Genomic DNA, 14,167 nt, shown 5'->3' with positions numbered 1-14,167 from the left:
CTATGACCACTGTTCTGCTTCCAATAATTCGGGATTTGTTTTCAATACCGTATCGCGTTCTGCATACGCCCAATTGACCTGCTCTTCAGTGATCTGGTGTAAAGAAGCAAGGTTTAATTTTGATTCAGAGAAGTCGCAAGCCGTTAAATGGCTGTTATTGAAGCGAGCGTAATTGAGTACCGCCTTAGTGAATGAAGAATTCTGAATGTCGGACTCTTCAATCAAAGACTGAGTTAAATCGGCAGCAACAAAAAGACAATGACTTATTTGGGACTGACTCAAATTGCATTGATTGAGGTGACAATCGGAAAAATCAACCCCATTTAATTGGGTTTTCTGTAAAACAGCGGGTGCGAAGTCCAATCCCTTAAACGTGGTTTGATTAATAGTTGCTTTAAATAAATTGAGCTGTTTTATTCCTGAAGCGACAGAAAAATCAGACTCAGAAATCTTCGCTGCAATAAACAAACTTCTAAAAAGATTGCAGTGAGTGAACTTAATTTTACTAAACTCACTGGCCTCAAAATTTGCTGCCGTTAAATTAACGGTATCAAATAAAACCGAAACAAAGCGTGCGTTTTTTGCAGTACATTTTTCCATGGTAGAATTCATAAAAACGGACTCAGACAAGTCACATTTTGAAAAATTCGTTTGATTTAAGGTGCAATTTTTAAAATGGCTCTTTTGCAAATTATGTCCAAGCAATTTGCTATTCGAAAAATTAGATTCGGTTGCATGCAGATAAATGGAGCCTTCATTTAATCGAAACAGAGAAGAACTCCAATTGGTTTGCTTACTGGTTAAATGGTTTATGGTACAAGAAGTAACCGTACACAACTGCATAGTGCATGCTTCAAATGTAACGTGTTCAAAACGGCATTTTTCAAAGACAGAGGCCATAAACTTCACCTCCTTAAACACCACATTCTTAAAATCAACTGCCACAAATACTGCACGCAGCACCTCAATTCCTTCAATGGTCATAGAGTCGAAGGCAACGTTTTGGATGATTTTCCTTTGCGCCAGCTTGGTTGCCAATTCTTCAGCATTCATGAAGGTTGTTCCTCCTGATTTAAAGTCAATTTTTTCACAAGGCAATCATCGATAGTGACTTCCTTCCGTTGGCAACCAGTGAACGCGATACTGTATAAATTACAATGATTGAATGTCGTTGTTTCAAAAGTTGAACTATGGAATATACCCTGAAAAAAATTGATGTCCTGAAAAGAACATGCATCAATGGTTGAATTCACAAACCTGAATTTTTTTGCGCTGCATTTGCGGAAAATGGCGGTTTTCCAGGTGCTGTGCACTACCTGAGATGCATCCAAGCTGGAATCGGTCACCGTAAGGCCTTCATAGTGACCACCGAGTAAGGCCGAATTGCTCAAATTGCATTGCTCAAAATGACTCAATGATATTTTGGTTTGCTTATTGCCACGTAGATGAGTCAAATTGCATTGGATAAAATGGCTTTGCGCTACCTTGGCGTTCTGTAAATTGAGTCGGGTTAACTCACTATTCGAAAAAGTACTCTCAGAGATAGTTGACCCTTTACAACTAAGGCGCTCACACTGACTCTTATCTAAAACAAGATGTTCAATAGTACAATCAGTCAGTGAAAGATGAGGGGCGATTAGATGATTCCCGACTACAACCGATAATTGAATGCCTACAAAATGCGCATGCGACAAATCCGCTTTCGAGAAATTAATCGTGCGCCAATCGCCTTGATGAACACTCGCAAATTGCATTCTCGCTTCAGTAAAATCACTCCCCTCAAACGTGCAGTCTACCATATCAAGAAAATTAGCTTTTATGCCAACAAAGTGCCCTTCATGAAAGTGGCATTTCTTAAAATGCACTCGATTTAAAATAGCGTTAGCGAAATTCATCTTTTCACCAGAACAGTCCTCAATCGATGCATGCTGCAGACAACTTTCCGAAAAATTGGTCCCATTCAACCCAGAATTTTTAATTAGTGCATTGGTTAAATTGGCATGGACCAGCTGTGTCTCAGATAAATGAGCATCGAATAATGTGGCCATTGATAAATTGGCTTCGATTAACCTCGTGCGTGTCAAGTTACATGCGCTTAAATTACAGCCTGATAAATTAATTCCTGATAAATCCAAATCCGATAAATCAATTCCTGCCAAATTTTCTCCAGAAAAATCTTTTCCCTCTTTTAGACCTGTAACAACTGCCTCACGTGAATAGGCTGAAGTACGAACTGCCCCTGTTCGAAATTGAGTGATTGCACTGACTTGATCCAGATATTCAATCTGTTGTTCGAGCTTTTCAAACCGGCCTAACTCTTCAGATTGTGTGGATTTTGAAGAAGTTCTGTTCGTGATCTGCTTTTTAAGAAAATCCAGAAATTGCCTCCCCTGCCTATTGCCTGTATAAGGTATTTTTTCAGTGTGTAATTCTGCTCTGAGCTTATTTTTTAATGAGGCAGGGGAAGGAAATTCTTGGTTGCGATTTTTAAAGTACTGCTCCATAGCCAAAAGCGACTCTGTCGGAGTTTTTCCCTGAAATATCTGAAGCGCTGTATTCTGCTCCAAATATTTTTTCCTTTCTGGAAATACATGCTCTACAATTTCATTGACTGCTTCATCTAAATTAAAACCCAATCCCCTTAATACGGATTGATTGGTCGTTTTGGACTTGCTGCGTAGTTTTTCAGGGACTACCTCTTTGGGTTTGCTACGCCGGGTCGCATAATAATCGATATCCTTAGGTGCTTCGGCCAAAACTTCATTCACACTATAGATAAACTCAATATCATTAGCAGCAATATCCTGGGTATCGATAATGCCATGCCAAATGAGTATTCCCTTTTCTTGATCGGGCAATAGCCAAATGGTATCCAAATTCACCTGAAGCTCACTGAGGCGATCGGTGCTATGAATCCGTTTATAAAAACAACGTAGACGCAGTCCTGGCAATTGACCCTCGATGCTTTTTTTCTCAGGATGCATATGAATACAGGAAAATCGTTCATCCCCTTTAAAGAAAATCTCTCGTTGTTGATCTGCTGGGGCAAGATTAAAATAGAGCCAATCAATATCTGCAGGATAGTAAGGACTTTCATTGCGTAACCATTCTTCATCAATTGTACCGAATTTACTCAGTTGGTACCTGCAGGTTGGCGAGTAGGGTACTAATAAGGCAGGTGCAGGAGTATCATTGGGGTGCTTTATCAATTGCCCTGGCAATTCCACATTCGGTACCTTAATTTCGGAGATGGTTTCTGTGTGTTTTACCCATCCCGTCCCATCGGGATTAAGTTCATGCTCCATTCCCCCGTAAGCGTTGTTTAAAGTAATCGGGATTTTTGTGAACTGCTCTGCTTGAGATAAACGATAGTGTTCCTCATCCTTTAGCCATCGCCTGTCACCCCATACCGTGAGTTGTTTTTCCCGATTGTCCAAAGTCACTGTCACAAAACTTTGGCGGGTTTCACGATCATAGCTGTAGCAGGAGCCTTTAACCAAAAACTCAGCCCTTTGCTTTGCCATATGTAAATCAATAAATTCTCCTTCCTTAAAATTAAATGATTTTTTGGCCACACGCCAAAAATCAGCATAACTAAGGAATTGATTTTGTTTTGCGAAAGAAAACATGGCCATAATCGTAATGGCTAATTTTGATTTGCCCTGATGGCGGTAATTGAAGGTGATTACGGTATGTGATTTCTCTTTAAATATCTTCATCTTTGAAGAGTAGTCCTAATGCAACATCAACTTCGAACGTTGCTGACAATATGCGGGATGTACTATGGGTTGTCAATGAGCTTACATGAAAAAGACGGGGGTATCTAACTACCTTGACATGAATAAGAATCCTTCGTTATTGTCAATGCATCCATCTAGAGTGCAAAAACCTCATTCTTTTTTAGAACAGGATGTTTTTCGTACCCCTTAACGATCGAGGCACAGGAGTCTTCATGCAAGCCAAGGTATTGATGCCCAAATTACAAATCCCAGGCGGTGCTCCGTCAGAAATCATTGTCATCGAATTTTCAGGCACCCTGGCTATTTCCTCGTTATATTGCTTCACCGTTGAGTTTGTAAGCAAAACCCCCATTCACGCACAACAAGTCATGAGCCAAAAAGTACAATTACAATTTGCTAAAAAAGGCGGAGGAACAACTCCGTTAAATGGCGAGGTTGTCTCGTTTACTCAACTGGATAATTACGATAAGCATTACCGCTATAAAATTCAATTCATGCCTAAAGTTCATCGTCTACAACACATCCGAAATACAGAAGTATTTCTTAATAAATCGATACCTCAAGTCATTAAACACCTATTGAATAAAAATGGAATAACGCAAGTTGAACTCGACTTAATCATGGAACATAAACCCAGAGAGTTTATTTTTCAATACAATGAAATGGATTGGGATTTCATTACCCGTTGGATGGAGCTTGAAGGATTATTTTATTACTTTACTCAAGAGAAGAACGAGGAAAAATTAGTCATAACCGATGCCAATTCTACTCTCAAGAATAATCAAGACATCCATGAAATGTATTACCAGTCTTATACTCTGGCCAGTCAAAATAACCCTACAGCAAATTTGGTATACAATTTTCAATTGACTACCCAGGCACTGCCACAAAAGGTGACCGTCAAAGCATATAACTCCGAGCAATCATCAAAGCCCTATTCTTCGAAAGCGATTATTGATGCAATGGGCCACGGCGAAATAGTGTATTGGGCAGAACACATCAAAAGCAATCAGGAGAATCAGCAATTCGCGAAATTTATTAGCGAAAGTTATCTATGGAAAAAAGAAATTTTAACGGGAATTTCTTCAGGATCTTTCATTAATCCAGGAACAATCATTCACCATAAAAATTTCAAAGTGGCTTCATTAAACATTCCGATGTTGATTGTTGAAAGTACCTATCATGGCTCGCAAAAGCGCTCCTTTGCATCACTTCACAGTGGCGAGGAACACCACCCTGAAGATTATTTTAAATGTGAGTATAAAGCGATCAATAAATCCGTTGCCTACAGACAAACCATCCAAGATCGAACGCCGCGCATCCATGGCATGTTACCCGGTTTTGTCGATCATGAGGGGGACGATAATACCGTCCAAATCAGTAAAAAAGGATTCTACAAATTTCGAATTGCCATTAGTAATGATAAGCCAGGTAAAGGCTCTGGATGGGTACGCAAAATGGAATCCTATATTGGCGACCATTACGCATTTAGCCTGCCACTTCGTAAAGGCGATGAAGTACTCATCGGTTTTCAATTTGGTAATCCTGATCTACCGATCCTATTGGGTACCGTGAATAATTCCACGCATCGAAATGTGATTACCTCAAAAAATCAAAATTATATGGGGCTTTATACTAAAGAAGAAAATCTGTTCTTCATCAATGAACAGGATGGCGATACTAAAGGGATACAGCTCTCAACACCTCATAATGAAACCACCTTAACTCTGGGTACTGATAATGTATTTGAATCACAACTTGATGCAGGCTTTTTTCTCAATACTAAAAGTAACGCCTATCAACGGATTGAAAAAAACTCTATCAGTGAGATATCCGGACATCAGGCGCAGAATATTGGCGGTAACAACTTCACGGATGTCTGGGGTGTTACTTCTTATTCGAATAAAGGGGCCGCTTATTATGTGTATTATGGTGCCCGAGCCCAATCCGTCTTGGGACTTGATTTTATAGAACGAACCGGTGCCACCATCGATGTAACTTCTGGATTTCAGGTGAAACTTACTAGTGGCTGGCGTTATGAAGAAGACAGTTCGACGAGTTTAAAAACAGCCCCAGTTGTGATGTTGGAAGCCGAGGAAAGCATTTCACTGACGGTCGGGACCAGTTCGATTACCATTACCGATGGTGCAATTACCTTACAAGCACCCGCTCTTGAGTTTGTTGCTGAAACGGCAATCACCTTAGCGGCGCCAACAATCAATTTGGCAAGCGTCATTGTCAATATATCAGGCGAGATGTCTGGAGGTCCCATGGTAGAACTCGGTCCTGAAGCAGGGGAAGCAGCAGAAGCAGCCGCAGCACTGGCTGAAGCTATTGTTGAAGAGGAATTGGTAATGGCTACAGGTTTAACTGCAACGCTCCGAGCATCGGCAGCGGCTGCCTGGGTTGCCGCTAAAGAGGAGATTCCTGGATTGGAAGCCACAGCGGAGGCTGGAGCAACTTTGGTCAATCAGCTGAGTAAAGCCAATGAATCACTGGTTTCTCCTGTTTTGGCAAAAGCCGGAAAGGGAGTGGAACTTGCCGATACCGGCCACGTATTAGCCCCCACAATTCATACCCCAGGTTATATTGAAGAATCAAAAGAGTAAATCCAATACTTAGGAAAGGTTTTATACCCTGTGCTCCCAAGTGCAGCGAAGACTCTCCATACCCTAGCTCTGCGTTCCGATGGGGTTTTACCCGCCCCCCCTCGAGATAAAGAAACAAAATTGTTTCTGGAATAATTTTGTAAATCTTGAAATATATGCTAATTTTTTATTATTACAGGATTTTTTATTATAATGAATTCGGTTTATTAAGGATAAAAAATGACTAATAAGGAACAATCTGTCGCTCCAAAGGAACGTATTAATATTGTTTATAAAGCGCTGATAGAGGGAGTTGAGGAAGAGATTGAACTTCCTTTACGTCAACTCGTTCTTGGAGAGTTTTATCCAGGAGGAGACAACACTCCTTTAGAAAAACGTCGCACCGTTAATATCAACAAAGACAATTTTAATGACGTGCTCAAAGAACACCACATTAAATTATCCCTTCGCGTACCCAATCGTTTTAGTAAAAACAAAGACGATACTGTGAGCATTGATTTAAAATTTGAAACAATGAGAGACTTTGATCCTGATGGAATCTTACATCAAGTCCCACAGTTACAAAAACTCTTTGAGGTACGAGAAGCATTAAAAGCATTAAAGGGCCCACTTGGAAATATTCCGGAGTTTCGACGCAGATTGGATGCTATTGTTAAAGATTCTGCAGCACGCGAGGCACTCATCAAGGAAATTAAGGACAAGAAATAAGCCCCCAAAAATAAAGCCGCAGGATCAAGGAGACAGCCATGGCTGATGCACAAGATAATGCTAAGAAAAAAGAAGAAATAGCGCTGCAGGAGTTATTTGCAGGAACCAACATTACTGAGGATGAAGAGCAATATGCCCTCACCCAGAAAGGTTTGCTTGCTTTTATTGATAATATTATTGAAAACAAACGCACCGATGAAACGGTAACCCCTGCTTTAGTGGATGACGTGATTGCGATATTGGATAAGCAACTGTCGGTACAAATGGATGAAGTCCTCCATAATTCTGAGTTTCAAAAACTCGAATCCGCATGGCGCAGTTTAAAATATTTAGTCGACCGTACCGATTTCCGTGAAAACAGTTTGATTGAATTCATTCATGTATCAAAAGATGAACTGTTTGATGACTTTATTGATGCACCTGAAATACCCAAATCAGGCTTGTATAAACAAGTTTATACCAAAGAATACGGTCAATTTGGTGGTAGGCCTTATGGTGCCATCATTGGTAATTACTCATTTACTCCAAGTTATAAAGATGTCACGCTGCTCAGAAATATCGCGGCTGTTTGTGCGATGGCCCATGTCCCTTTCATAGCCGCAGCGAGTCCTGAGTTTTTCAATATCAAATCCATGTCTGAATTACCTCATTTGAATGACATCGAAGCAATATTTGAAAGCCCTGTGTACATTCCTTGGCACAGTTTACGGGAATCCGAAGATTCACGATATATAGGCCTGGTTTTACCTCGTTTTATGCTACGAATGCCCTACGGTAAAGACACTTATGGGGTTCGTTCATTCAATTATGAGGAAGATGTAAGTTCTGGCGAAAATGCGTTTTCATGGGGAAATAGTGCTTTTGCTTTTGCTGGATGCTTGTCTCAAAGTTTTGCCAAATATCGTTGGTGCGTCAACATTATTGGTCCTCAAGGCGGTGGGGCAGTTGAAAACTTACCTTCTTATTTTTTTGAGGCCATGGGTGAAATTCAAACAAAAATCCCGACTGAATTACTCATTTCCGAACGTCGTGAATATGAATTGTCGGAGCAAGGATTTATTCCACTCACGATGCGAAAAGGGGCAGATAATGCTGCGTTTTTCTCAGCAAACTCAATCCAAAAAGCGAAACATTTTCCAGATACCCCTGAAGGTAAAACAGCTCAAACGAATTATAGATTAGGAACTCAGTTTCCTTATATGTTTATCATTTGCAGACTTGCTCATTATCTGAAAGTGATACAACGTGAAAAAATTGGTCTAGCGAAAGAACGTGATGATATAGAACGTGAGTTAAATACTTGGATTAATGGCTATGTGGTTGATATGGATAATCCAGTCCCCGAAGTCAGAGCAAAAAAACCATTGAGACTTGCAAAAGTGAATGTAGAAGATGTTCCTGGTGAGCCTGGATGGTATAAATGCGTCTTAATTGTTCGACCTCATTTTAAATTCATGGGTGCTTACATCACATTACAATTAACGGGTAGTCTCGATCTTAAGCAAGGAGAATAAAAGTGGCTTCAAATGAAAGTGAGGGAAATGACATAGCCATATTACCTATGTTACCAGACTCTGAGATTGCAAGGACTCAGTATAAACTGATGGCAAAAATTACTACTCAGGCCTCCGGAGTCGTTAAAGGCAGCAGTACTGTAAAAGGATATGAAGGATGGGTTACGCTACTTGATTTTAAACAACGCATCACGCGAGCATTCGATGCGCAAAATCAACTGATTGGCGTTCCCGATTGCAAATATTTTCGTCTCACCGGATTGTGGGATCAGGCAGGCGTTGTACCACATACTCAAAGCATCTTTACCGGCGAGGACATCAATTCGGCCATTATCCATTGCCTACGCTCTAGCGCTTCTGGAGAAGTTGAAGCCGCAGTTGAGATTACTCTAGAGAAAGCCAAAATCCTGGAGGTAGATTATGCGTATTCTCATCCAGCAGGCCCTTTATTCATTGTGGATATGCGCCCTACAGTTTATAAAGTAATGGATAAGAAGAACAATCAAGAATTTGGATGGGATTTAACTAAATTAATGCGAGTTGGTTAATGAGAGAAGAGCGTTTAACGGAACGAGTTCGTCGCTATGCTCGTCAGGGATCTCTTTTATCCGCTAGATTAGATTCATCCATACTGATTGAATCCATACGCAATCACGTTGAAAAAATCTTATCCACAAGACAAGGTAGCGTCCCAATTGATAAGGAGTACGGATTATCTGAATTACCCATACTTGTTGAGGATTACTCTTTTGCTTATCAAGAAGAATTAAGAACTCATTTGGAAGAAATCATTCTTCGTTATGAACCACGTTTGGAATCTGTTCAGGTATCTCAAATTTTTATTGAACCAAGTAAGCAAATTATTACCTGTAATATTTTTGCGAAATTACATAAGTCATTTGATAGCCTCAACGTTTACTTTACTACTATTTTAACAACCAAAGGACGCGTGCTTGTTACGTTGTAACTCTAAGAGCCGCTGCAAAGTCGTTCGCGTGAGGGGCGTTATTGAATAAATAGTTTGGAGGGATACGCACATTACCCAACTGTTTTTTGTCTTTCCCGCCATCGCGGGAATGACCTACGATTTTCAATAGAGCCGCTGGATGCAGGAACATCAGTGTTTTACAGCCAAGACAAGAGACTTTGAACAGGCTCTAAGGCAGAGAAATGATAATTGATTATTACCAGAATGAATTAAATAAAATACGGAAACTAGCCCGAGAGTATGCAGAGCATTATCCCGCAATCGCTCCTTTGTTAAGGGAACAAAGTACTGATCCCGATATCGAGCGATTGTTGGAAGGCGTTGCTTTTCTTACGAGCCAAGTACAGATGGTCATTGATGAAAAATTACCTGGAATGGTAGATGACTTAACCCAGTTATTTTTTACGCTTTATTCAAAACCAGTACCGAGTACGTCAGTCATTCAGTTTATTCCTAAAAGTAACTTAGGTGAACCGCTTTTTGTCCCTGAAGGGACTGAATTAGCCTCTATTCCAATTAATGAGATGAAATGTATCTTTCGTACGACAACCCCCATACAAGTAGAGCCCGTTACTATTACGAGTATTCACTTTCAAGATTCAATTCGTGGAGTGAGTCAATTCGAAATCAATTGCCATCTTTGCGGCATCACCTTAAAAAATTGGCAAGCCTCTTCATTACGCTTTTTTATTAATCAAAATTTGCATGATGCATGTAATACCTTTTATCTACTGCAACGGTTTGTTAGCAGAATTACTATTGAAGCACCAGGAGAAGAAAAACTGGTTTTAACTCCAGATCAGTTGCAACCGTGTGGCTTTGATAATGAGGAGGTGTTATACCCGCTTCCCCCCAACATTCATCACCCTCATCGCGTTTTATATGAGTATCTCCATCAACCCTATAAGTTTCTTTTTCTTCGTTTGGTTGGTTTGGAAAAATGGCAAAGGAATACTGATGGTTTTGATTTTAAAATCAATTTTGAATTGGAAGAAGTGCCTCAATGGATGGAGGGTTTAGATAATTTACAATTGGTATTGCATGCCGTACCTATCATTAATTTGTTTGATCATCATGCTGAACCTATTTATCTGGATCATAAGCAACCCGATTATCAAATTATCCCCAATCATGATTTTGGTGAAAACTATGCTGTATATGATGTAAAGAAGGTTACCGGATACCGCCAGCAAGAACGAAAACGTATTGAGTATGATCACTTATTAAACTTTAACCAAGAATTGAATTTAAACTATAAATATACCTATCATCATCGGCCTTCGGTCACTGGACCTGGACGAAATACCTACATTAGTTTCTTCTACGATTTTGATAAAGGATTTCCTGTCGATGAAACCTTATCCATAGAACTTATGTGCAGCAATGGGGCTTTACCCAGACTATTAGATAAAGGCGATATTACCCTACCCACTGACAGCTCACCTGAAAATCTGACTTATACAAATCTTATCCCTCCCTCTTCTTTTTTAATTCCAACTTATGATAAGGCTTTAATATGGAATTTTCAGTCATTATTGGCACTGAATTTACTGCAACTCTTGGATAAAAATCGCCTCAGACATATTTTTAATTTGTATCTCTATGAAAAAGGAGAAAACTATCAATTGAATATGAGCAGAGTCAAAGGGATTGAAAATATCATTGTGAATAAAGCGCGTCGTCTTTATTATGGAGAGATGATCGCAGGGTCTCATATTACGCTCATTTGTGACCCTGATTGTTTTAAATGCATTGGAGATATGTATTTATTTGGCTGCATGATGGATGTTTTTTTCGGACTCAATGCCCCCATCAATACATTCACTCTCTTACATTTACAAAATGCTCGAACTAAAGAGGTATGGAAATGGCAGCCGAGGTTGAACAATCCGAGCTTAATATCTTAGAAAAGCTATTAACTCAACCTAAAAGTTTTAATTTTTATCAAGCAATTCGTTTGCTTGGCCATCTCATAGACTATGAAGCACAACACGAGGGCTTAAACGGGAAATTAGATATCATTCCCCTATTAACTTTGGCCTTTCCTGAAACCGACATTCATGAGATTCGACGTCATACTGACACCAATCATTTTACTCTAATTGCCACTTTTTTTAGTTTATACGGCACAACTTCTCCACTTCCTACATTTTATACAGAGCAACTTATCCAAGATAATGATCAGGATTCGGATGAGGTAAAATGTTTGCTCGATATCTTTCATAAGCGACTTTACAAGATCCTTTTTGAAGCATGGTCGAAAAATAGGATATTTGAACAATTTGCAGAACATCACGATCCCATTTATAGAGAAGCGCTTTTTGGGTTTATCGGGATGGCAGGAAAAGAGCTGCGAGACAAAATACCGAATTACAATTATTTGCTGCGCTATTCCAGCCACTGGGTTGCAGATAATAAATCCATTTGGAGTCTAAAAAGTTTATTAAATGATTATTTCAAGGTACCGATTAATATTTCTTCATTTTTCCGATCAATACAAGATATACCTGAGGAACAATATTGCCTTTTAGGTAAAGCGAATCATCACTTAAGTAAAACAGCGTACCTGGGAAGCCAATTTAAATCGACGAGCAATAGTTTATTAATTTCTATAGGCCCACTAAGTGCTGATGTATTTCCTAAATTTTTAATCCATACGGAACACATCAACCAACTCAAATTACTCCTCCAACTCTATGTAAAGGAGCCCTTCTCCTATTTTATTGAAGTCATTTTGGACAAAGGGTGTTTCAAACCGATACGACTGGCACACGAGACAACGAGTATTTTAGGCGTTGTCAGCTGGTTATCCCCACAGAAAGATATTGAGATGTTTAAAGTGCGTTACTGGTTAAAATAATTTCATGACATGGGTTCAAATGTAGAATACTTCTAGCGATAGGTAATCCCGGATGAAGAACGCACCTCATCCGGGCTATATACGTTGTAAATGGATTAAGTCTGTAAATTTCCGCTCTCAGAGCCACCTACTCCAAAAAGAACAGCGAATAGAGCACCTGAAATCGAGGATATACTGGGTAAAGCAGTAGTCCAAGTCACCCCGTTATCTGCGCTATAGTAGGCTAAAGGAAGCGAAATATTGTTTGTGTCCGAATAGGAACCTACGGCCGAACAGTTTGTTCCTATGCAACTCACACCGAACAACTCTCCTCGCCCAAAGCCTGAGGGGAAATTGTTCGTTGGAGGAAGCACAATGCTTGACCAGGTTACGCCATTATTTGAGCTGTTATAGCTTACTGGTGCAACTACGGCGAAGCTAGAATCTCGATATAGACCAACCGCAACGCACTGGGTGCCAGTACAGCTTACGCCATTTAAGCCGACCCCTTCACTGCCGACGGGCAGGCCACTCAATGAGAGGAGTGTTGCTTCAGACCAAGAATGTCCCGCATCAGTGCTTGTATAGCTAAAAGGTACATCAGTCGGTCCATCTGTTTCACCAACAGCAGTGCAATTATTGCCAACACAACTCACACCATTCAATTTTGCACCTGTATTCCCAGCGGGAAGCCCAGCAGTCGATGGAAGGATTGCTGATGACCACGTCACACCATTATTGGTACTGTAATAACTTAAAGGTATCCGGTGGCCTAAACTATCATAATAAAAACCAACAGCAGTACAATTGGTTCCAGAACAACTAACAGAGCCTAACCTTGCTCCTTGGTTTGCTGGAGGAAGTGCGGCAATAGAAAGCAAATTAGGCGGTGACCACGTGGTACCATAATCTGTACTAGAATAAGTCAGTGGCAACGGAGTACCTCCACTCGTAGGACCGCTAAAACCTACCGCAGTGCAATTTGAACCCGAACAGCTTACTGCATTAATTTGGTTATAATTATTTATTGCCGGAATGCCATTAGTTGACAGTACATTAACTGCAGACCAGGTCGAACCCCCATCTTTAGTCGAATAACTTATTGGTTGCACCGCGCCATTATTGGTAAAATAATTACCGATAGTGGTACAGAATTTTCCAGTGCATCCAACCCCAAAAAGGAAGGTTTGAAAACTCGAAATTCCAGAAACTGATGGAAGCACCGCTGTAGGCCAGGTCATCCCATTATCGCTACTTTTATAAACAACCGGCGCTCCGGTTGTATTCGTTCCGTAAGCACCAACTGCTAACGAAATCGTAGTGAGACCCGGTCCATTACTATCCACCGTCACATTTAATGAATTTTCTGGCGTAGGACCTGCGCAGGTTTTACCGCCAGGAAGACAAATAAATAAATGATGCTGAGAATTGGGATCGGCGCGATTTACCTCACCCGATACCTTAAGTTTTAATGTACAACTCTGATTAATAGAACCATTTGGTCCCAAGTCAAAAGTGCTGCCGCACACCGTTGGATCGGTGGGGTCTGTAACTTGTGTCACATTGGGTGGCAGCGATTTAACAAAATTATTGACACGGGTCGCTCTCGTATTATTTGTCACTGTATACGAAGCATTGGCTGTTTCCCCCTTAAAAATCGTCGTTGGCAACTTGCCTTGGGGAATGATATTAAAAGGTAACGCATAACTAGTCATTGAGTTTAAAAAAATAGCTAAACCAATTGAATTAAGAGAGTAACGTTTCATGTT

General features: G+C 40.2%; 10 protein-coding genes. 7 read left to right on the top strand and 3 right to left on the bottom strand.

Features of this window, described 5'->3' with window-relative positions; genetic code table 11:
- Together OQJ13_RS10340 and OQJ13_RS10335 are read right to left on the bottom strand one after the other, a co-directional pair.
- Positions 1–1,053 (bottom strand): pentapeptide repeat-containing protein, encoded by a 1,053-nt coding sequence (locus OQJ13_RS10340; RefSeq protein ID WP_265710769.1) that lies wholly within the window; start codon positions 1,051–1,053, stop codon positions 1–3.
- On the bottom strand, positions 1,050–3,719 hold the full coding sequence (locus OQJ13_RS10335; RefSeq protein ID WP_265710768.1) for a DUF2169 family type VI secretion system accessory protein: 2,670 nt from the start codon (positions 3,717–3,719) through the stop codon (positions 1,050–1,052). The genes OQJ13_RS10340 and OQJ13_RS10335 overlap by 4 nt, the downstream gene beginning before the upstream one ends.
- Positions 3,720–3,952: 233 nt before the next feature.
- Between OQJ13_RS10335 and OQJ13_RS10330 the strand changes: the two genes are divergently transcribed.
- The 7 genes from OQJ13_RS10330 to tssG all read left to right on the top strand — a co-directional run bounded on the left by OQJ13_RS10330 (position 3,953) and on the right by tssG (position 12,419).
- The gene (locus OQJ13_RS10330) at positions 3,953–6,349 is read left to right on the top strand and encodes a type VI secretion system Vgr family protein (RefSeq protein WP_265710767.1); all 2,397 of its coding nucleotides are present in this window, start codon (positions 3,953–3,955) and stop codon (positions 6,347–6,349) included.
- Positions 6,350–6,568: 219 nt separating this feature from the next.
- Positions 6,569–7,057 (top strand): type VI secretion system contractile sheath small subunit, encoded by a 489-nt coding sequence (tssB, locus tag OQJ13_RS10325; RefSeq protein WP_265710766.1) that lies wholly within the window; start codon positions 6,569–6,571, stop codon positions 7,055–7,057.
- 38 nt (positions 7,058–7,095) lie between these two features.
- Positions 7,096–8,571, top strand: coding sequence for a type VI secretion system contractile sheath large subunit (tssC, locus tag OQJ13_RS10320; protein ID WP_265710765.1), 1,476 nt, complete (start codon positions 7,096–7,098; stop codon positions 8,569–8,571).
- Between the two features lie 2 nt (positions 8,572–8,573).
- Positions 8,574–9,119 (top strand): type VI secretion system tube protein Hcp, encoded by a 546-nt coding sequence (locus tag OQJ13_RS10315; protein WP_265710764.1) that lies wholly within the window; start codon positions 8,574–8,576, stop codon positions 9,117–9,119.
- On the top strand, positions 9,119–9,538 hold the full coding sequence (gene tssE, locus OQJ13_RS10310) for a type VI secretion system baseplate subunit TssE (protein WP_265710763.1): 420 nt from the start codon (positions 9,119–9,121) through the stop codon (positions 9,536–9,538). Before OQJ13_RS10315 ends, tssE begins: the two co-directional genes overlap by 1 nt.
- 203 nt (positions 9,539–9,741) lie before the next feature.
- Positions 9,742–11,466 carry a type VI secretion system baseplate subunit TssF gene (gene tssF / locus OQJ13_RS10305; RefSeq protein WP_265710762.1) on the top strand — a complete coding sequence of 575 codons (1,725 nt, stop codon included), beginning with the start codon at positions 9,742–9,744 and terminating at the stop codon, positions 11,464–11,466.
- Positions 11,427–12,419, top strand: a complete 993-nt coding sequence (gene tssG, locus OQJ13_RS10300) for a type VI secretion system baseplate subunit TssG (protein WP_265710761.1) — start codon at positions 11,427–11,429, stop codon at positions 12,417–12,419. The genes tssF and tssG overlap by 40 nt, the downstream gene beginning before the upstream one ends.
- A gap of 95 nt (positions 12,420–12,514) precedes the next feature.
- Here the strand turns inward: tssG and OQJ13_RS10295 are convergent, their stop codons facing one another.
- Positions 12,515–14,164, bottom strand: coding sequence for a sialidase family protein (locus OQJ13_RS10295; RefSeq protein WP_265710760.1), 1,650 nt, complete (start codon positions 14,162–14,164; stop codon positions 12,515–12,517).
- Between the last annotated feature and the right edge of the window lie 3 nt (positions 14,165–14,167).

Origin of the sequence: Legionella sp. PATHC035 (assembly GCF_026191115.1) — a bacterium.
Lineage (GTDB): Bacteria > Pseudomonadota > Gammaproteobacteria > Legionellales > Legionellaceae > Legionella.
The sequence above is the reverse complement of the archived record's forward strand: the minus strand, read 5'-3'. Positions and strand labels throughout refer to the sequence as shown.